This window comes from Enterobacter sp. R4-368 (assembly GCF_000410515.1).
Classification (GTDB): Bacteria; Pseudomonadota; Gammaproteobacteria; order Enterobacterales; family Enterobacteriaceae; genus Kosakonia.
Genome location: NC_021500.1, coordinates 2,827,253 through 2,847,495 on the forward strand (window position 1 = coordinate 2,827,253; position 20,243 = coordinate 2,847,495).

General features: G+C 55.6%; 14 protein-coding genes. 7 read left to right on the plus strand and 7 right to left on the minus strand.

Annotation, left to right across the window (positions count from 1 at the left end; all coding sequences use genetic code 11):
• Window positions 1-28: 28 nt before the first annotated feature.
• Window positions 29-1,483 (minus strand): xylulokinase, encoded by a 1,455-nt coding sequence (gene xylB / locus H650_RS13295; RefSeq protein ID WP_020455709.1) that lies wholly within the window; start codon window positions 1,481-1,483, stop codon window positions 29-31.
• A gap of 49 nt (window positions 1,484-1,532) precedes the next feature.
• Window positions 1,533-2,855, minus strand: coding sequence for a xylose isomerase (xylA, locus tag H650_RS13300; RefSeq protein ID WP_020455710.1), 1,323 nt, complete (start codon window positions 2,853-2,855; stop codon window positions 1,533-1,535).
• 350 nt (window positions 2,856-3,205) lie between these two features.
• Here xylA and xylF point away from each other — a divergent pair, with 350 nt between their 5' ends.
• The 4 genes from xylF to xylR all read left to right on the plus strand — a co-directional run bounded on the left by xylF (window position 3,206) and on the right by xylR (window position 8,258).
• Window positions 3,206-4,198 (plus strand): D-xylose ABC transporter substrate-binding protein, encoded by a 993-nt coding sequence (xylF, locus tag H650_RS13305; RefSeq protein WP_020455712.1) that lies wholly within the window; start codon window positions 3,206-3,208, stop codon window positions 4,196-4,198.
• A gap of 78 nt (window positions 4,199-4,276) precedes the next feature.
• Complete coding sequence (locus H650_RS13310; protein ID WP_020455713.1) at window positions 4,277-5,818, plus strand: xylose ABC transporter ATP-binding protein; 1,542 nt, start codon at window positions 4,277-4,279, stop codon at window positions 5,816-5,818.
• Window positions 5,796-6,977 (plus strand): xylose ABC transporter permease XylH, encoded by a 1,182-nt coding sequence (xylH, locus tag H650_RS13315; RefSeq protein ID WP_020455714.1) that lies wholly within the window; start codon window positions 5,796-5,798, stop codon window positions 6,975-6,977. The genes H650_RS13310 and xylH overlap by 23 nt, the downstream gene beginning before the upstream one ends.
• A 102-nt stretch (window positions 6,978-7,079) precedes the next feature.
• Window positions 7,080-8,258 (plus strand): D-xylose utilization transcriptional activator XylR, encoded by a 1,179-nt coding sequence (xylR, locus tag H650_RS13320; RefSeq protein ID WP_020455716.1) that lies wholly within the window; start codon window positions 7,080-7,082, stop codon window positions 8,256-8,258.
• A gap of 47 nt (window positions 8,259-8,305) precedes the next feature.
• Here the strand turns inward: xylR and H650_RS13325 are convergent, their stop codons facing one another.
• Entirely contained in the window at window positions 8,306-9,133 is an 828-nt protein-coding gene (locus H650_RS13325) for a protein bax (RefSeq protein ID WP_044489523.1), read from the minus strand.
• 315 nt (window positions 9,134-9,448) lie between these two features.
• On the opposite strand from H650_RS13325, the gene H650_RS13330 reads away from it, so the two are divergent.
• Together H650_RS13330 and avtA are read left to right on the plus strand one after the other, a co-directional pair.
• The gene (locus H650_RS13330; protein WP_020455718.1) at window positions 9,449-11,485 is read left to right on the plus strand and encodes an alpha-amylase; all 2,037 of its coding nucleotides are present in this window, start codon (window positions 9,449-9,451) and stop codon (window positions 11,483-11,485) included.
• A 149-nt stretch (window positions 11,486-11,634) separates the two neighbouring features.
• Window positions 11,635-12,885 (plus strand): valine--pyruvate transaminase, encoded by a 1,251-nt coding sequence (gene avtA / locus H650_RS13335; protein ID WP_353609975.1) that lies wholly within the window; start codon window positions 11,635-11,637, stop codon window positions 12,883-12,885.
• A 184-nt stretch (window positions 12,886-13,069) separates the two neighbouring features.
• Here avtA and H650_RS13340 read toward each other — a convergent pair whose 3' ends face one another.
• From H650_RS13340 to H650_RS13355, 4 genes are all read right to left on the minus strand, one after another.
• Window positions 13,070-13,543, minus strand: a complete 474-nt coding sequence (locus H650_RS13340; protein WP_044489755.1) for a 4Fe-4S dicluster domain-containing protein — start codon at window positions 13,541-13,543, stop codon at window positions 13,070-13,072.
• Window positions 13,544-13,896: 353 nt separating this feature from the next.
• A complete protein-coding gene (selB, locus tag H650_RS13345; RefSeq protein WP_020455722.1) occupies window positions 13,897-15,741 on the minus strand; it encodes a selenocysteine-specific translation elongation factor in 1,845 nt (614 codons plus the stop codon).
• Window positions 15,738-17,114, minus strand: a complete 1,377-nt coding sequence (selA, locus tag H650_RS13350; RefSeq protein WP_020455723.1) for an L-seryl-tRNA(Sec) selenium transferase — start codon at window positions 17,112-17,114, stop codon at window positions 15,738-15,740. Before selA ends, selB begins: the two co-directional genes overlap by 4 nt.
• Before the next feature lie 91 nt (window positions 17,115-17,205).
• Window positions 17,206-17,814 carry a glutathione S-transferase gene (locus H650_RS13355; RefSeq protein WP_020455724.1) on the minus strand — a complete coding sequence of 203 codons (609 nt, stop codon included), beginning with the start codon at window positions 17,812-17,814 and terminating at the stop codon, window positions 17,206-17,208.
• 514 nt (window positions 17,815-18,328) lie between these two features.
• On the opposite strand from H650_RS13355, the gene H650_RS13360 reads away from it, so the two are divergent.
• A complete protein-coding gene (locus H650_RS13360; protein ID WP_020455725.1) occupies window positions 18,329-20,239 on the plus strand; it encodes a PTS mannitol transporter subunit IICBA in 1,911 nt (636 codons plus the stop codon).
• Window positions 20,240-20,243 lie beyond the last annotated feature (4 nt).

The following is a 20,243-nucleotide window of genomic DNA, read 5'->3' on the forward strand; positions in this document are numbered from 1 at the left end:
GAACAGCGGGCCGGATAAGCAGGAAAAATCAGGACATCAGCGGCAGTAGCTGCTGATAGATACGGCGGAACGTTTCGCGGCGTGGCGCGTAATGAGCATGTCGGGTGGCATCCGGTGCGTGCTGTTGCTCAACCGGCAGTTGCGGCAGTAGCGTCGCCAGAGGCGTTTGCGGATTGACGGCAATTTGTGCCAGCCGCGCCGCGCCAAGCGCTGGCCCAACATCGCCGCCGGTGCGGTAATCGAGCTGCAATCCGCTGATATCCGCCAGCATTTGCCGCCACCATGCGCTGCGCGCACCACCTCCGATAAGCGTAATGCTCTGCGGCGTGACGCCACAGGCGTGGACGATATCCATACCATCCGCCAGCGCGAAACCGACACCTTCCAGCACGGCGCGGGCAAGTTCTTCGCGGCCATGCTGATGCGTCAGACCAAAGAACACGCCTTTCGCCTGTGGGTTGTTATGCGGCGTACGCTCGCCGGAAAGGTAGGGTAAAAACCACAGATCCCCGGCGTTATCGTCCGCCTGTTGCGCGGCGTTAATCAATGCCGGAACTGACTCCAGCCCCGTTAGCTTCGCCGCCCAGTCCAGGCACGACGCCGCGCTAAGCATTACCGACATCAAATGCCAGCGGCCAGGCAGCGCGTGACAAAAACTGTGGACCGCGCTTTCGGGTTTACTGAGGAACCCTTCACTGACGGCAAAATAGACCCCGGATGTGCCCAGCGACAACATCGCCTGGCCTGCGTCTGCCATACCGACGCCAACGGCACCAGCGGCGTTATCTCCACCGCCCGCGACAACCGGAACGACGGGCATCGCCCAGCGCCGGGCGATCTCGGGTAACAGTTCGCCGGTAATTTCGCTGCCTTCAAACAGCGCAGGCATATGCGCACGTGAAAGCGAGCAGGCAGCCAGCATGTCATCGCTCCAGTCGCGTTTCGCCACATCCAGCCACATGGTTCCCGCCGCGTCGGACATGTCGCTGGCGAATACGCCAGACATTTTCAAACGCAGAAAATCTTTAGGCAGCAAGACCTTCGCCACACGAGCAAATATTTCTGGCTCGTGACGCTGCACCCACAAAAGTTTCGGCGCAGTAAAACCGGGCATCATCAGGTTGCCGGTAATCGCACGGGAATTTTTAACCTTTTCTTCCAACAGCGCGCACTCTTCGCCGCAGCGACCGTCATTCCACAGAATGGCCGGACGTAACACCTGGTTATCTTTATCAAGCAGCGTCGCGCCGTGCATCTGACCGGCGAGGCCCATCGCTTTTACCTGCTGTAACGAGTGCACCTCGCCCAATGCCAGAATGGCGCGGTCCGTCGCTTGCCACCACGCTTCGGGATCTTGCTCCGACCACAACGGGTGCGGTCGCGACACGCTGAGTTTTTCCGTATGCGAGGCCAGCACCTCGCCCTGCTCACCGAGCAGAATCGCCTTCACGCCAGAGGTGCCGAGATCGATCCCGATATACATAGTGACCACTCCTTTTTAGTGCGCCGCGTTATCAGCGGCGCAGAACGGTTTACTTATCAAACAGGTAGTAGTTAACCAGGTTTTCCAGTTGCTCCTGATGACCGCTCTGGTGGCGCGGCGCCAGGTTCTGCTGTTCAGCGTACTTCGCCAGCTCCGCGAGGCTAAGCTGCCCCTGCAAAATTTGCTGGCCCAGCTCACCATTCCAGCCCGCATAGCGTTTCGCTACGCGTTTATCCAGCTCGCCCTCTTCCACCATGCGAGCCGCCACTTTCAGCGCCAGCGCCATGGTGTCCATCGCGCCAATATGACCATAGAAAAGGTCGTATTTATCGGTGCTCTGACGGCGTACTTTGGCGTCAAAATTCAGGCCGCCGGTAGTGAAACCACCCGCTTTGAGGATTTCATACATCACCAGCGCGTTCTCTTCGACGCTGTTCGGGAACTGGTCGGTATCCCAGCCGAGCTGCGGGTCGCCGCGGTTTGCATCCACTGAACCAAACAGCCCCAGCGCGATGGCCGTGGCGATTTCATGATGGAAGGAGTGACCGGCAAGTGTGGCGTGGTTGGCTTCGATATTCAGTTTAATCTCTTTCTCCAGACCAAACTGTTTCAGGAACCCATAAACGGTAGCGGCGTCATAATCGTACTGGTGCTTGGTCGGTTCCTGCGGTTTTGGTTCGATAAGCAACGTGCCGCGAAAACCGATTTTGTGTTTGTGTTCCACCACCATATGCATGAAGCGGCCAATCTGTTCGCGCTCCTGGCGCAGATCGGTATTCAACAAGGTTTCATAACCCTCGCGACCGCCCCACAGCACGTAGTTTTCGCCACCAAGTTTGTGAGTGGCGTTCATGGCGGTCACCACCTGCGTCGCCGCCCAGCTGAATACTTCCGGGTCCGGGTTGGTCGCCGCGCCCGCACCATAGCGCGGGTTGGTAAAGCAGTTCGCCGTGCCCCATAACAGCTTCACGCCGCTCTGCTGCTGTTTTTCCGCCAGCACGTCCACCATCTGCGCAAAATTGTTCAGATACTCTTTCAGCGACGCGCCTTCCGGCGAAACGTCCACATCGTGGAAGCAGTAATAGGGCACATTGAGTTTATGAAAAAACTCAAACGCGACATCGGCTTTACGCTTCGCCATCGCAATGGCTTCGCCAGGCTGTTGCCATGGGCGATCGAAGGAGCCCACACCAAACATATCTGCGCCGTTCCAGCAGAAGGTGTGCCAGTAGCAGGCAGCAAAACGCAGGTGATCTTCCATGCGCTTACCGAGCACTAGCTCATCCGGATTGTAATGACGAAACGCTAAAGGATTCGTGGTTTTTGGACCTTCAAAACGAACCCGATCCAGCTGGTCGAAATAAGCTTGCATAATGAGCTCCATTGGCGAGTGTACAAATCTGACGTTAATACTGGATTCTCTCTCTGACTCGCTCAATTACGTTATTTCACACTGCTATTAAGAGAATGCACAAACGTGCGCTGGCTCGCAAAATAATGATATCTGCGGCTGCGAGGCGCCTTCCTGTTTTTTATGCAAAATCGGTTTTGCTTTTTTTAAAATAAGATCGCGGTCATAAATCAGCAAATAAACCAAAAAACGTAATGCCCGGATAAAAATCTGTAATTGCCAGAGAAGAATTCTGCGTTAAGAATTTGCTCGTCTATAGCAGTGCATGTTTCTTTTATCTCGCCCTTCACCCTACAAAAGGTATTACTATTATGAAGATAAAGAACCTTTGCCTTACACTCTGCGCCTCCCTGCTGCTGGCAAGCGCTTTCGGCCATGCCAAAGAGGTGAAAATCGGCATGGCGATTGACGATTTGCGCCTTGAACGCTGGCAAAAAGACCGCGATATCTTTGTGAAAAAAGCCGAGTCGCTCGGTGCTAACGTGTTTGTTCAATCCGCAAACGGAAATGAAGAAACGCAGATGTCGCAAATTGAAAATATGATCAACCGTGGCGTCGACGTACTGGTTATTATTCCCTACAACGGCCAGGTATTAAGTAACGTAATAAAAGAAGCCAAACAGGAAGGAATTAAAGTCCTGGCTTACGATCGCATGATTAATAATGCCGATATCGATTTCTATATCTCTTTCGATAATGAAAAAGTCGGGGAATTACAGGCGCAAAGCCTGGTAAGCAAAGTCCCGCAGGGAAATTACTTTTTAATGGGCGGATCGCCGGTAGATAATAACGCCAAGTTATTCCGCGCCGGGCAAATGAAGGTATTAAAACCCTATATTGATAGCGGGAAAATTAAAATTGTCGGCGATCAATGGGTCGATGGCTGGTTACCGGAAAACGCGCTGAAGATTATGGAAAACGCCCTCACCGCCAACAATAACAAAATTGATGCGGTGGTTGCTTCCAACGATGCCACCGCTGGCGGCGCGATTCAGGCGCTGAGCGCCCAGGGTCTGGCCGGAAAAGTGGCGATTTCGGGCCAGGATGCCGACCTCGCAGGGGTGAAACGGTTGATTAACGGCAGCCAGACTATGACGGTCTATAAGCCAATCACCCAACTGGCGAATACGGCGGCGGAAATCGCTGTCGAACTGGGTAACGGCAAAACGCCAAAAGCGGACGCTTCACTGAATAACGGCCTGAAAGATGTCCCTGCCCGCCTGTTGACGCCAATTGAAGTCACCAAAGACAACATCGACGCTACTGTCATCAAAGACGGCTTCCATCAGAAAAATCAGCTCTAAAACCGTCGGCGCGCCTGCGGGCGCGTCGGCTGCCATCTCTTTCAGGCGCTGTATATCAGCGAATGACGTGGAGCAGCCATGCCTTATTTACTTGAAATGAAAAATATCACCAAAACTTTTGGTGTCGTAAAGGCGATAGATAACGTCAGCCTGCACCTTAACGCGGGTGAGGTGCTCTCGCTGTGCGGTGAGAACGGTTCGGGTAAATCCACGCTGATGAAAGTGCTGTGTGGGATTTACCCGGCTGGCAGTTACGAGGGAGAAATTATTTTTGCGGGCGAAACCCTGCAAGCCAGCCATATCCGCGACACCGAGCGGAAAGGTATCGCCATCATTCACCAGGAGCTGGCGCTGGTGAAACATTTAACCGTGCTGGAAAACATTTTCCTCGGTACGGAAATCACCCGTCACGGCGTGATGGATTACGACCAAATGACACTGCGCTGCGAAAAATTGCTCAAACAGGTGAGCCTGTCGATTTCACCGGATACCCGGGTGGGCGATTTAGGGCTCGGGCAACAGCAACTGGTCGAAATCGCCAAAGCGCTGAACAAACAGGTACGGCTGCTTATCCTCGATGAACCCACCGCTTCGCTGACCGAGCAGGAAACCGCCGTGTTGCTGGATATCATCCGCGACCTGCGCAACCACGATATCGCCTGCGTTTACATTTCCCACAAGCTGAATGAAGTCAAAGCGATATCGGACACCATCTGCGTTATCCGTGATGGCAAGCATATCGGTACGCGTGATGCCGCTGGCATGAGCGAAGACGACATCATCACGATGATGGTAGGTCGCGAACTGACCGCGCTCTACCCCAATGAACCGCATGCGACAGGCGAGGAGATCCTGCGCGTTGAACATCTTACCGCCTGGCATCCGGTAAACCGCCATATCAAACGGGTGAACGATATTTCATTCAGCCTGAAGCGCGGCGAGATCCTTGGCATCGCCGGGCTGGTCGGCGCAGGGCGGACCGAAGCGGTGCAGTGCCTGTTTGGCGTCTGGCCGGGGCGCTGGGAAGGGCAAATTTTCCTTGATGGCAAGGCGGTACAGATTCACAACTGCCAGCAGGCTATCGACTTTGGCATTGCCATGGTGCCGGAAGACCGCAAAAAAGACGGCATCGTGCCGGTGATGGCGGTGGGTAAGAACATCACGCTGGCGGCGCTTAACCAGTTTACCGGCGCGTTAAGCAGCCTGGACGACGCCGCCGAACAGGCGTGCATTTTACAGTCGCTCCAGCGGCTAAAAGTGAAAACGTCTTCCCCGGAGCTGGCAATCGGCCGCCTGAGCGGGGGCAACCAGCAAAAGGCGATTCTCGCCCGCTGCCTGTTACTCAACCCGAGCATCCTGATCCTCGATGAACCCACGCGCGGTATCGATATCGGCGCGAAATACGAAATCTACAAACTGATTAACCAATTAGTGCAGCAGGGGATCGCCGTCATCGTTATCTCATCCGAGCTTCCCGAAGTGCTGGGATTAAGCGATCGGGTGCTGGTGATGCATGAAGGCAAGCTAAAAGCCGATCTCATCAATCGTAATCTGACCCAGGAGCAGGTCATGGAAGCGGCGCTGAGGAGCGAACATCATGTCGAAAAGCAACCCGTCTGAAATTAAATTAACTACCGCCTCACCAGGGGCTTTTTCCGGGCTAAAGTCCCTTAACTTACAAGTATTTGTGATGATTGCCGCCATTGTGGTGATCATGCTGTTTTTCACCGGCATGACCGATGGTGCCTACCTGAGCGCGCGTAATATCTCTAACCTGCTGCGCCAAACCGCGATCACCGGCATCCTGGCGGTGGGAATGGTGTTTGTCATTATCTCCGCCGAAATTGACCTCTCCGTTGGCTCCATGATGGGGTTGCTCGGCGGTGCGGCGGCGATTTTCGATGTCTGGCTGGGCTGGCCGCTGCCGCTAACCGTGGCGGTAACACTGGTGCTCGGCCTGCTGCTTGGCGCCTGGAACGGCTGGTGGGTGGCGTATCGCAAAGTCCCTTCATTTATCGTCACGCTGGCCGGGATGCTGGCTTTTCGCGGCGTGCTGATCGGCATTACTAACGGCACCACGGTTTCCCCCACCAGCGCGGCAATGTCGCAGATTGGCCAAAGCTATCTACCAGACGGCGTAGGTTTCGGCGTAGGCCTGCTGGGCCTGGTGGCTTTTGTACTCTGGCAGTGGCGCGGGCGTATGCGTCGGCAGACGCTGGGGCTGGCAACGTCACCCTCATCAACAGCGGTTGGACGTCAGGCAATTATCGCAGTGATCGTGCTGGGAGCCATTTGGCTGCTGAATGATTACCGGGGTGTCCCCACTCCGGTACTGCTGCTGGCGTTTTTACTGCTGGCGGGCATGTTTATGGCGACGCGCACCGCGTTTGGCCGCCGTATTTACGCTATTGGCGGCAACCTGGAAGCGGCACGGCTTTCCGGCATTAACGTCGAGCGCACCAAACTTGCGGTATTTGCCATTAACGGATTGATGGTGGCGATTGCCGGTTTGATCCTCAGTTCGCGCCTCGGGGCAGGCTCACCTTCCGCCGGAAACATCGCCGAACTGGACGCCATTGCCGCTTGTGTGATTGGCGGCACCAGCCTTGCAGGCGGTATTGGTAGCGTCGCGGGTGCGGTAATGGGCGCGTTTATTATGGCGTCGCTGGATAACGGCATGAGCATGATGGATGTGCCGACGTTCTGGCAATACATCGTCAAAGGGGCCATTTTGCTGCTGGCTGTGTGGATGGATTCCGCCACCAAACGGCGGGCCTGAAAACTGTGAATTAAGGCGCGATCACACGGCCGGATCTTTTTTATTCATCAGTTTGATGAATATGATAATGAGATCGGATGGAAAGTCAGGAAGCAAACCAACATGTTTGAGAAGCGCCATCGCATCACATTGTTATTTAATGCCAATAAAGCCTACGACCGCCAGGTTGTCGAAGGGGTCGGCGAGTATTTGCAAGCCTCGCAATCCGAGTGGGATATTTTCATTGAAGAGGATTTTCGCGCCCGCATTGAAAATATCAAAGAGTGGCTGGGCGATGGCGTGATCGCCGATTATGACGATCGGGACATTGAGCGTCTGCTGGCGGATGTCGACGTGCCAATTGTCGGCGTGGGCGGCTCTTATCACACCCCGGAGCACTACCCGCCGGTGCATTACATCGCGACCGACAACTACGCGCTGGTGGAGAGCGCGTTTTTGCATCTGAAAGAGAAAGGCGTGCACCGTTTTGCGTTCTACGGCCTGCCGTCCTCCAGCGGCAAACGTTGGGCGGCAGAACGTGAGCACGCCTTCTGCCAGTTAGTGGCGCAAGAGAAGTACCGCGGCGTGGTTTACCAAGGGCTGACCACAGCGCCTGAGAACTGGCAACATGCGCAAAACCGGCTGGCGGACTGGCTGCAAACGCTGCCGCCGCAGACCGGCATTATCGCCGTGACCGACGCCCGCGCACGTCATGTTCTGCAAGTGTGTGACCATTTACATATTCCGGTGCCGGAAAAACTGTGCGTGATTGGCATCGATAACGAAGAACTCACCCGCTATCTCTCGCGCGTTGCGCTCTCTTCCGTGGCACAGGGAACCCGGCAAATGGGCTACCAGGCGGCGAAGCTACTGCATCGTCTGCTGGATAACGAAACCATGCCGTTACAACGGTTGCTGGTGTCACCGGTACGTGTGGTGGCGCGGCGCTCGACGGATTACCGCTCGCTGAACGACCCGGCGGTGATTCAGGCGATGCATTACATTCGCAATCACGCCTGTAAAGGCATCAAAGTGGATCAGGTACTGGATGCTGTCGGCATCTCGCGTTCAAACCTGGAAAAGCGCTTTAAAGAAGAGGTCGGTGAGACGATTCACGCGGTAATTCATGCGGAGAAACTGGAAAAAGCGCGTAGCCTGTTGATATCGACATCGCTCTCTATCAATGAAATCTCACAGATGTGCGGCTACCCGTCGCTGCAATATTTCTATTCGGTGTTTCGTAAAGAGTACGACAGCACACCAAAAGACTATCGCGACCGCTATAGCGAAATCCTTATTTAGCACAAAGAAAAACGCCTTCCGGCTGGAAGGCGTTTACAGAGCTGATATTACATATGGGCGGCGATTAACTGCTGATTGTCCTGATACATGGCAAACAGGTAGTTGTTGTAACTCTCGCCACGGGTTGAGTAACCCTTCAGCTTGTGAATCATGTTGGTCGCCGTCACTTCCTGATCCGCTTTGCGCAGCTGCGCACGGGATTTACGGAATGACGCATAGGCCGTGTGCGTATTCAGGTTGGTGACGTAAGCATCCACCGATTCCTGCAGGGAGTTAAAGTGAGAGTAACCTTTCACTTTGCCAGCCCCGTTTTTACAGGCACCTTTCGCACATTTCATGCCAAACAGATTGTTGTTGGTACGCGCCAGTTTTGACGTACCCCAACCACTTTCCGCTGCCGCCATAGTCGCAACCATGCTGTCCGGGATAATGTCTACACGCTCCAGCAGGGCGTTCCATGGAATACGGCGCGTATTCCCGTTCCAGCTGATTTTGTAGCGTTGCGTAATATCCTTCAGACGCGCGCGCTCGGCAGGCGACCATTGGCTATTGTACTGTTTTGACAACAACCAGTTACGCTCGGCGGTAATCGCAGAGTTTTTACTGGTGATATAAGGCATTACCGTCCGGAGAAACGCTTTTTTCCTTGGTGTTCCGGAAGGGTATTTTCGCAAATCAGGAAGTGAACTACTTTTTACACTATTGCGAGAATACTCTTGTTTACTGCTTGCCTGTTTTTTTACGCTTGCCTTAGTGACGTGGGCTTTGTGACTCGCTGTTTCTGTGTGCGTCTTCGCCAGCACCCCACCTGAAAATATCAAGGTGGAAAACATGAGTATCGTGGCCCCAAGTCGTCGCATGGGTATCGATATCATTAGGTCTCCTGGTCGGATATGAACATTCCAACACCTTCTTTTTTGCATGATTTTGAGAGCTGAATCTCAAATCATACCAAAAATAGCCTGCAAGAGCACGTACAGAAATAATCCAATTCTGAAATCATGTCACCAGGAAACTGCACACAAAACGGACAATCTCTTATAAATGTGGCGGTTATCGCAAATCTAAACCGACAATCTATGCGCGATCGCTCACCCTGCGCCCTCCTCCCTGGCGATTGCGACCAGGGAGGAGTTTCCCCGCTAAACGGAGTGGCAAACTGGGGAAAATCGCCATCACTGGGACATCCAATGAAACACTCCGCGTTTTTACTGCTGTTGCTTCCCGGCATCGCTCTCGCCGACTGGTCCGCCGCTGGTTTTCCCCCTTTAACTGACGACGGCACCGGTCTCTGGCGCAGCCAGGCCGCGCTGAAAAAAGGCGAGCATCCAATCGCGTTACAGCAGGGTCAGCAGTGCTGGCAGCCCGCCAGCGACATCAAGCTGAACCAAATGCTTTCGATGAAGCCTTGCAGCGGCAGTGCGCCACAGTGGCGGATATTCCGTGATGGCGATTACCAGATACAACTCGATACCCGCTCCGGCACACCAACGTTGCTGCTCAGTGTCAAAAGCGAGGCCAGCGATACGCCTGCCAAACCAGCGCGCCAGTGTCCGGTGCGTGACGATAAGCCGCTGACCGTGCCTGTTGGCAACACCTTCCCGGAAGGCAGCCTGGTACGCGATTTCTACAGCCAGCAAACCGCCACGGTACGCGACGGGAAAATTACCCTGCAACCCGCAGCGGAAAGTGACGGTCTTCTGTTGCTGGAAAAAGCGCAAACGCAGGGTGCAGCTCCGTTCGAGTGGCATAACGCCACGGTCTATTTCGTGCTTACCGATCGCTTTGTGAATGGTAATCCCGCCAATGACAACAGCTACGGGCGGCATAAAGATGGTATGCAGGAGATTGGCACCTTTCACGGCGGCGACCTGCAAGGGCTAACCAGCAAACTGGATTACTTGCAGCAACTGGGGGTCAACGCGTTATGGATAAGTTCGCCGCTGGAGCAGATCCACGGCTGGGTTGGCGGTGGTACAAAAGGGGATTTCCCCCACTATGCCTACCACGGTTATTACACGCAGGACTGGACGCGCCTCGACGCCAACATGGGCAGCGAAGACGATCTGCGTAAATTAGTTGATGAAGCGCACCAGCGCGGCATTCGCGTGCTGTTTGACGTGGTGATGAATCACACCGGCTATGCGACGCTGGCCGATATGCAAACCTTCCAGTTCGGCGCGCTGTATCTGAAAGACGAGGAGCGCAAGAAAATCCTCGGCGAGCACTGGACAGACTGGCGTCCCACCGCCGGGCAAAGCTGGCACAGCTTCAATGATTACATCAACTTTAGCGATAAAACCGCCTGGCAGAACTGGTGGGGCAAAAACTGGATCCGCACTGATATCGGCGATTATGACAACCCCGGTTTTGACGACCTCACCATGTCGCTGGCGTTTTTGCCGGATTTGAAAACCGAATCCACCACTCCTTCCGGGCTGCCGGTGTTTTATCGCCACAAACCGGATACGCGCGCACGCGAAATCGCAGGGTTTACACCGCGCGATTACCTTACCCATTGGCTCAGCGAGTGGGTGCGCGAGTACGGCATTGACGGTTTTCGCATTGATACGGCTAAACATGTCGAGCTGGCAGCCTGGCAACAATTAAAAACGCAGGCCACGGCGGCGCTCGCCGAATGGAAAAAGGCCAATCCGCAGAAAAAAATCGATGACGCCCCTTTCTGGATGACCGGCGAATCCTGGGGCCATGGTGTGATGCAGAGTGATTACTACCGCCATGGCTTTGATGCGATGATCAATTTTGACTATCAGCAACAGGCCGCCGACGCGGTATCGTGTCTGGCGAATATGGATACTGTCTGGCAACAGATGGCCGACAAACTGCAAAGCTTTAATGTGCTGAGCTATCTCTCCTCGCACGATACCCGCTTGTTCCGTGAGGGCGGTCAGCAAGCCGCAGAGCTTTTGCTGCTCGCCCCCGGCGCGGTGCAGATCTTTTACGGTGATGAAAGCGCGCGGCCGTTTGGCCCGACAGGATCCGATCCGCTACAAGGTACGCGATCGGATATGAACTGGCAGGATCTCGACGGCAAAAGTGCCGCCGGCCTGCGGCACTGGCAAACATTGGGCCAGTTCCGCGCGCGCCACCCGGCGCTGGGCATGGGCAAACAGACCACGCTTACGCTGCCACAGGGCTACGGTTTTGTGCGTGAACAGGGTGATGACAAAGTGATGGTGGTCTGGGCGGGCGCGGCTCGCCACTGAGCCATAAAACAAATATCAGCATAATATATCGCCAAACTGCTATCGATAAGAATTAAGAGTGGAAAAGGCGCATCGGCGGCGATTTGCACCTCGCCGTCCGGAGCGCTATGGTTAGCCACTTTGATCCGCAGCCCGACAGAGCAGTAGCGATGACATTTTCACTTTTCGGCGACAAATTTACCCGCCATGCAGGCATTACGCGCCTGATGGAGGATCTCAACGACGGTTTACGCACCCCTGGCGCTATCATGCTCGGCGGCGGTAACCCGGCACAAATCCCGGCGATGACCGATTACTTCCACAACCTGCTTGCAGACATGGTGGAAAACGGCAAAGCGACTGATGCGCTGTGCAATTATGACGGCCCGCAGGGTAAAACGGTGCTACTGACGGCGCTGGCAAGTATGCTGCGTGAAGAGTTAGGTTGGGATATTGAGCCACAGAATATTGCACTAACAAACGGCAGCCAGAGCGCGTTTTTCTACTTGTTCAACCTGTTTGCTGGCCGTCGCGCCGATGGAAGCACCAGAAAAGTGCTTTTCCCGCTGGCACCGGAGTACATCGGTTATGCCGATTCCGGGCTGGAAGAAGATCTGTTTGTCTCCGCGCGCCCCAATATTGAACTGCTGCCGGACGGGCAGTTTAAGTACCATGTCGATTTTGAACACCTGCATATTGGCGAAGAGACCGGCATGATCTGCGTCTCACGCCCGACCAACCCGACCGGCAACGTGATCACTGACGAAGAGCTGATGAAGCTGGATGTGCTGGCGAATCAGCACAACATTCCGCTGGTGATTGATAACGCTTACGGCGTCCCTTTCCCGGGCATTATCTTTAGCGAAGCGCGCCCGTTGTGGAATCCGAACATTATTCTGTGCATGAGCCTGTCGAAGCTGGGTCTGCCGGGCAGCCGCTGCGGCATCATCATCGCCAGCGAAAAAATCATCTCCGCCATTCGCAATATGAACGGCATTATCAGCCTCGCGCCAGGCGGCATTGGCCCGGCGATGATGTGCGAAATGATTAAGCGCAAAGATTTGCTGCGCCTTTCTGAAGAGGTGATCAAACCGTTTTATTACCAGCGGGTACAGGAAACGATCGCCACGCTGCGTCGCTATTTACCGGAAGAGCGCTGCCTTATTCACAAACCGGAAGGGGCGATTTTCCTCTGGCTGTGGTTTAAAGACCTGCCGATCAGCACCGAGCTGCTGTATCAACGGCTGAAAAAACGCGGCGTGCTGATGGTACCTGGCGACTACTTCTTCCCGGGGCTGGATAAACCCTGGCCGCACACGCATCAGTGCATGCGCATGAACTATGTGCCGGAGCCGGAGCTTATCGAAGCGGGCGTGAAAATCCTCGCCGAAGAGATTGAAAAAGCCTGGCAGGAAAACTAAAGCAAACATGCTGAATTAAGCCCTCTGTCGAGGGCTTTTTTTATCACTAACGAAAACGGGCGCATCAGTATCGAGTTTGCTTTGCCTGACGCCTGCGGATTTAACGCGCGCAGAACCGGCAGCAGCTTTTCTTTACGGTTGGCGGGTTTTCCACTGCTTTGCGCCATTCACACCGATTTGCTGGCTAGCGCCGCTGGCTTTGTAGCCGGTTCTCGCGAAGTTGTGCCGGGTTTATGCAACGCAGCGCGTTGGTCGGGCAGGCTTCGACACAGGCCGGGCCGTTTTCGCGATGCTGGCACAGATCGCACTTCAGCGCCTGCGCCCGGTTCTCAACGCGCATCACCTGTATGGCACCAAACGGGCAGGCAATCATGCAGCTTTTGCAGCCGATACAGCGCGATTGCTCAACCAGCACCGCCCCATTGGCCCGACCGATCGCACCGACCGGGCAGACATTGGCGCAGGGTGCGTCTTCACAATGATGGCAGGTGACAGCAGTGGAGAAATCGCCTGTTTTCACCACGCGGATGCGTGCAGAAAAGGTCGCGGGCTTCACACCCGAGCAGTCCTGATTATCTTCATGCGACACCACACACGCCACTTCGCAGGTGCGACAACCAATGCATTTGGCCGCATCAGCGATAATAAAACGGTTCATTCCCCACTCCACCGGGCACGAAAACGACAAGGGTGCCAGAAAAAACCGCCGCAATGCTTTGATCGCAAGCGGGAAAGCCGCCAGTTTTGTCATTTGCCTGAACATTTCCGGCAATCTGTATCACGCGCTCAAAATGTTGCTAAATGTACGCAGAAAACGTTCGCCAGGGTGCTTGGCACCTGCTTATCACGTTCCAGAAAATTCGCCCCCGATACCGGCTTAGTTGCGCTTAACGTCAGATTTTCCGTGGGGATCGGGGGGAATGATTGAAGGTGATAATCGGCGCGTCCTGTCGGTGAGGCGCTTTTGCGAGGGGGATGCGGCTGGCGAAAAATCGCCAGCCTGAGAGTTGATCACTCTTTGAGGAATAACGCCTTGTCGCGCAGGATGTGGTCATTGCCACGGCGGCGGGTAAAACCAATGCGGTCGAAATATTCCAGGATCTGAATCGCCAGTTTGCGCCCCACATTCAATGTATCGCGAAAATCCGCCGCGCTGGTCGAGCCGCGCGCTTCATCAAGATCGCGGATCATGCTGGCAAAAGTCACAATGCGATCGTTGCGGTAATAACGATCTTTGACGATCGCCGTAATCAGCCCCTGCTGTGCCGCCTGTCGTAATACGCCGCGCATCACCTGCTCATCGACACCGATTTCGCGGGCTAAATCCCGCACCCACCAGGGTTCGTCGCCAAACAGCGGTGAGACTTTTTGCCAAAGCTGGGCCTGCTCGTCGCTGAAACCCGCTTTATGCTCCGGCAAGTGCAGCCAGCCGTGGTGGCTGTGGATATCGCCGCTCTCCCGCATCAGTTCAATCAGCGTTAATACCAGTGCTTCATCTTCCATCGGCAGCGCCATACGTCGCAGGCGTTCGCGCCCTGGACCCGGCTCTTCGCGGTGCTGTTCATGGTAAGTCGCCAGCGTGTCCAGCAACTTACGCTGCCAGCGCGCCGCCACCGGCGCATTAAGCAGGTTATCACCCGCCCGGATAAAACCGGGGTTATCGAGTAACGCCGCCAGCCCGCTGCTGCTTAACTGGCGCGCCCAGCCAAACGCGCGCAGATCCACCGCCCCGCGCGATAAATGCACGGCCAGCGCCTGGGCGTCGTCTTTGGTCTGCGCCAGTTCACCAATCCACGCCAGATAATCTGCCTTGCGTTTACCGCGACGCGGCGAGTTCAGCGTCACCACGCGCGCCCCCGCAAGCGTCGTGCGCGCGGAGATATCGCGCAGCACCAGCAGATCGTTGTCCGCCAGCCACAGCGGCGTATCGAGCACCAGTTCGGCAAGGCCATTTTCCAGCAGCGACACGCGCCCGGTAACATGGCTGGCGGCATGGTGAATATGCAATGGCTGCCATTGCGTCAGTGGAACATGAGTTTGCAGGGCGACAATCAGCCGCTCGGTCGGTTCGTCGGGTTGCTGCGACAACAGCCAGTCACCGCGGCTGAGCGCCTCTTTTTCCGCATCACCGGCAATATTCAGCGCGATGCGTTGCCCGGCATGAGCGTGTTCAACTGGTTGATTCTGCGCATGTAACCCGCGCACGCGCATCGGTGTATTCGCCCCGGTCAGCCACAGCGTATCGCCTACGCGGACATCGCCGGAAAGTGCCGTTCCCGTTACCACCAACCCCGCACCTTTCACCGTGAAAGCACGATCGAGCGCCAGGCGGAAACGCTGATGCTCAGGGTGGGCGCGTTCTGGCAACTGCAACAGATGTTCACGCAGCTCAGCAATGCCGCGCTGTTCCGTGGCGGCGGTGACAAACAGCGTCGCCTGCGGGTAACCAAAGGCCTGGAGCGTGTTTTGTACTTCCGCGCGCACGTCGGCAATGCGCGCCTCATCCACGCGATCGGCCTTCGTTAGCGCCACCGTCAGCGCCGGGTTGCCGGTCAGTTGTAAAATCGCCAGATGCTCACGCGTCTGCGCCATCACGCCATCGTCACACGCCACCACCAGCAGGGCATGGTCAATGCCGCCAACGCCCGCCAGCATATTAGAGAGGAATTTTTCATGTCCTGGCACATCAATAAAACCCGGCACGCGACCATCCGGCTGCGGCCAGTAGGCATAACCGAGATCGATGGTCATGCCACGTTTTTTCTCTTCCGGCAGGCGATCGGCATTCACGCCCGTAATCGCTTCAATCAGGGTGGTTTTGCCGTGGTCGACGTGCCCGGCAGTGGCAATAATCATTTCAGCAACATCTCCAGCAAGCGGGATTCATCATCAACACAGCGACAGTCCAGCCACAGGCGACCATCGTAAATACGGCCAATCACCGGCTGCGGCAGCGCCCGCCACTGCGCGGCCAGCGCCTCCACACGACGGCCACTGCCATCGCGCGGAGTAAACGTCAGCGCCGCGCCCGGCAACCTGTCAACCGGCAGCGAACCGCTGCCAATTTGTGACAGGCAGGCTTCCACGCGCAGATCAAATTCGTGATAACGCGCCGTCAACGCCGTGCATAAGCGCTGCGCCTGCTCGCGAATTTCCGCCTCCGGGCGGGTTAAGTAACGCAGTGTCGGCAGGCTCTCAGCGAGTTTTTCCGGGTGCAGATAGAGGCGTAACGTCGCCTCCAGCGCCGCCAGCGTCATTTTATCCGCCCGCAGCGCGCGTTTTAACGGATGTTGCTGCAACTGCTCAATCAACGCTTTTTTGCCCACGATAATGCCCGCCTGCGGACCGCCGAGCAGCTTATCGCCGGAGAAACTCACCAGGCTGACACCAGCGGCAATCAGCGTTTGCGGCATCGGTTCCTGCGGCAAACCGTAGCGGCTTAAATCGACCAGCGAACCACTGCCGAGATCGACAATCACCGGTAGCGCATGCTCTTCGCCCAGCGCCACCAGCTCCGCTTCATCCACCGCTTTGGTAAAGCCTTCGATATGATAATTACTGGTGTGGACTTTCATCAGCAGCGCGGTGCTGTCGTTAATCGCCTGGCGATAATCTTTCGCATGCGTGCGGTTGGTGGTGCCGACTTCGTGCAGCACACAGCCCGCCTGGCGCATCACGTCCGGAATGCGAAACGCGCCACCAATTTCCACCAGTTCGCCGCGTGACACCACCACTTCGCGGCCAGCCGCAGTGGCTGCCAGCATCAGTAACACCGCTGCGGCATTGTTATTAACGATGCAGGCATCTTCCGCGCCGGTAAGCTGACAGAGAAGATCGGCCAGGGCGCGATCGCGATGACCACGCCCCGCGCCGTCGAGATCATATTCGAGCGTCACCGGCGAGCCCATTACCTGCGCGACGGCATCAATAGCGGCCTGCGCTTGTACCGCGCGGCCTAAATTCGTGTGCAGCACCGTACCGCTCAGGTTAAACACCGGGCGCAGCGCGCTGCTGTCGCGCTGTTCCAGCCGCTGTTGCGCCGCCGCTGCCCAGTCGGAGCACCAGGCAGGTAACGTTTGTGCTTCACGGATCTGCGCGCGCGCCTCGTCCTGAAGCTGACGCAGCGTTTGCGCCACGCGACTGTGGCCGAAAGTGGCTAATAAAGTGGCGAACGCCTCGTCACGTAACAGGCGATCGGTCGAAGGGATCTGGCTGTAAAGAGTTGTCATGAAAAGGCCTGGCTATGAGTTGCCCCCTCCCGTCAGGGGGTTTGACGTGAGGGGATTGTACAGTGACTTGCTCAGGCGAACATCATGCTTATCAAGCCTTCGGCGGTTCGGTGCGGGCGAAACTCTCGCGCTGGAACAGATTTTCCACCAGCTTTACCAGCAGTGGACGATCAACACACCAGCCGGGTGAAACATGGCGGAAATTGAGATAACTAATGGCGCAGGCAATTGCCACTGTCGCCAGATTCAGATCGTCCACGCCCAGCGTGCCATCTTTAAGATAGTTTTCCAGCGCATCCAGCCCGCGCGAAACCTTTTCCCGCTGGCGTAACAGTTCAGTCTCCGACTGCTGTTCGACCGGGCGCGCCAGCTCGCGAACCGAGACCAGCGCCGCATCCATAATGCCATCGGCCAGCGCTTCGAGTTGGCGAATTTTCAATGCCGCTTTGCGATCGGTGGGCAGCATGGCCGGAGCGATATTCAGTAAATCAATGTATTCCGCGATGATCGGCGAGTCGTACCACACTTCGCCATCATCGGTTACCAGCGCCGGAACTTTGCCAAGCGGGTTGTACTGCGCCACGCTATTAACGGCGTTATAAGGCTGTTCATTGATAAATTCGAAGGTGATGCCCTTTTCCAGCAGGATCACCGATATTTTGCGTACAAAAGGGCTGGTATAGCTGCCGATCAGTTTCATTGCCTTCTCCGTTTCCGCCAACAAAAACCTAAGTATGAACGAGCGGGCGCAGAATGTTTCATCACGATGAAAACTTCTGCCGCTAACGTACGTATTCCCACAGGCTGTGAAAGGAAGTTACAGGTTCTGCTGGTCGTCAAAAACACAGTTTGCTGGCGATCACATTCGGAAAAGTCCTGACGAAAATATCTTGTGATCTATATCACAAATACATAACAAACCGTCGAGCATAAAATGTGAATAACATCACACTTACAGGCTCATAACGTCCAGATTTTGCGCTTTGTTCTTTTTTTACACTGATTTTATGTGATGAATATCACACTAAATGGTGGCATACCCCCCGTTTTAGTGTGATCTGAGTCACATAAAAACCCGCCATCTGGACAGTCACGTGATTCGGTGCGAGATTTCGCCTCACAGATAACCCAGGTCCGGCTACCTCTGCCGCCACGTTAACAACAAACCTCGGGCTTCCGGCCTGTGCGATAGCAAACATAAGAAGGGGTGTTTTATGTCATCCGATATCAAGATCAAGGTGCAAAGCTTTGGTCGTTTTCTCAGCAATATGGTGATGCCGAACATCGGCGCGTTCATCGCGTGGGGGATCATCACCGCATTGTTTATTCCTACAGGGTGGTTGCCTAACGAGACGCTGGCGAAACTCGTTGGCCCAATGATTACTTATCTGCTGCCGCTGCTCATCGGTTACACCGGTGGTCGTCTGGTGGGCGGCGATCGTGGCGGCGTTGTCGGCGCGATCACCACCATGGGCGTTATCGTTGGTGCGGATATGCCGATGTTCCTCGGCGCGATGATCGCAGGTCCGCTGGGCGGCTGGGCGATTAAACACTTTGATAGCTGGGTCGACGGTAAGATCAAATCCGGTTTCGAAATGCTGGTGAATAACTTCTCCGCTGGCATCATCGGTATGATCCTCGCCATTCTGGCGTTCCTCGGCATTGGCCCTGCGGTTGAAGTGCTGTCCAAAATTCTGGCGGCCGGCGTCAACTTCATGGTGGCGCACGAAATGCTGCCGCTGGCGTCTATCTTTGTTGAACCGGCGAAAATCCTGTTCCTCAACAACGCCATCAACCACGGTATCTTCTCGCCGCTGGGTATTCAGCAATCGCATGAACTCGGCAAGTCCATCTTCTTCCTGATCGAAGCGAACCCGGGTCCGGGTATGGGCGTACTGCTGGCGTATATGTTCTTTGGTCGCGGCAGCGCTAAACAGTCTGCTGGCGGCGCGGCTATCATCCACTTCCTGGGGGGTATCCACGAAATTTACTTCCCGTATGTGCTGATGAACCCGCGTCTGCTGCTTGCCGTAATCCTCGGTGGTATGACTGGCGTGTTCACCCTGAGCGTACTGAACGGCGGCCTGGTATCTCCGGCTTCTCCGGGCTCCATCCTGGCGGTGCTGGCGATGACGCCAAAAGGCGCGTACTTCGCGAACCTGACGGCAATCTTTGCTGCCCTGATTGTCTCTTTCGTTATCTCTTCTATCCTGCTGAAAACCAGCAAAGTGAAAGAAGAAGACGAAGACATCGAAGCGGCAACCCGTCGTATGCAGGACATGAAAGCACAGTCTAAAGGCGCAACCCCGCTGGCGGCTGGCGACGTGACCAACGACCTGAGCCACGTACGTAAAATCATCGTCGCATGTGACGCCGGTATGGGTTCCAGCGCCATGGGCGCGGGCGTGCTGCGTAAGAAAGTGCAGGATGCGGGTCTGAGCAACATCTCTGTCACCAACAGCGCGATTAACAGCCTGCCGTCTGACGTTGACCTGGTGATTACGCACCGCGATCTGACCGAACGCGCAATGCGCCAGGCGCCGCAGGCGCAGCATATTTCGCTGACCAACTTCCTCGACAGTGGCCTGTACACCAGCCTGACCGAACGTCTGGTTGCTGCTCAGCGCCATACGGACAACGAAGCCAAAGTGACCAGCAGCCTGCAGGACAGCTTTGATGCGCCTGACAGCAACCTGTTCAAGTTGAGCGCGGATAACATCTTCCTTGGCCGCACGGCGAGCACTAAAGAAGAAGCCATCCGTTTTGCCGGTGAGCAACTGGTGAAAGGCGGCTACGTTCAGCCGGAATATGTTGATGCGATGCTGGAACGCGAAAAACTGACCCCGACCTATCTGGGTGAGTCCATCGCGGTACCGCACGGCACAGTGGAAGCGAAAGATCGCGTACTGAAAACTGGCGTGGTGTTCTGCCAGTACCCGGAAGGTGTTCGCTTCGGTGAAGACGAAGATGACATCGCCCGTCTGGTGATCGGCATCGCGGCACGTAACAATGAGCACATCCAGGTCATCACCAGCCTCACTAACGCGCTGGATGACGAGACCGTGATTCAGCGTCTGGCGCACACCACCAGCGTTGAAGAAGTGCTGGCACTGCTCGGCAAGTAATCGG

Bases quoted from the DNA above. Each gene is read 5' to 3' on its own strand.
- xylB (WP_020455709.1), bottom strand. From the start codon at position 1,483: ATGTATATCGGGATCGATCTCGGCACCTCTGGCGTGAAGGCGATTCTG.
- xylA (WP_020455710.1), bottom strand. From the start codon at position 2,855: ATGCAAGCTTATTTCGACCAGCTGGATCGGGTTCGTTTTGAAGGTCCA.
- xylF (WP_020455712.1), top strand. From the start codon at position 3,206: ATGAAGATAAAGAACCTTTGCCTTACACTCTGCGCCTCCCTGCTGCTG.
- H650_RS13310 (WP_020455713.1), top strand. From the start codon at position 4,277: ATGCCTTATTTACTTGAAATGAAAAATATCACCAAAACTTTTGGTGTC.
- xylH (WP_020455714.1), top strand. From the start codon at position 5,796: ATGTCGAAAAGCAACCCGTCTGAAATTAAATTAACTACCGCCTCACCA.
- xylR (WP_020455716.1), top strand. From the start codon at position 7,080: ATGTTTGAGAAGCGCCATCGCATCACATTGTTATTTAATGCCAATAAA.
- H650_RS13325 (WP_044489523.1), bottom strand. From the start codon at position 9,133: ATGATATCGATACCCATGCGACGACTTGGGGCCACGATACTCATGTTT.
- H650_RS13330 (WP_020455718.1), top strand. From the start codon at position 9,449: ATGAAACACTCCGCGTTTTTACTGCTGTTGCTTCCCGGCATCGCTCTC.
- avtA (WP_353609975.1), top strand. From the start codon at position 11,635: ATGACATTTTCACTTTTCGGCGACAAATTTACCCGCCATGCAGGCATT.
- H650_RS13340 (WP_044489755.1), bottom strand. From the start codon at position 13,543: ATGAACCGTTTTATTATCGCTGATGCGGCCAAATGCATTGGTTGTCGC.
- selB (WP_020455722.1), bottom strand. From the start codon at position 15,741: ATGATTATTGCCACTGCCGGGCACGTCGACCACGGCAAAACCACCCTG.
- selA (WP_020455723.1), bottom strand. From the start codon at position 17,114: ATGACAACTCTTTACAGCCAGATCCCTTCGACCGATCGCCTGTTACGT.
- H650_RS13355 (WP_020455724.1), bottom strand. From the start codon at position 17,814: ATGAAACTGATCGGCAGCTATACCAGCCCTTTTGTACGCAAAATATCG.
- H650_RS13360 (WP_020455725.1), top strand. From the start codon at position 18,329: ATGTCATCCGATATCAAGATCAAGGTGCAAAGCTTTGGTCGTTTTCTC.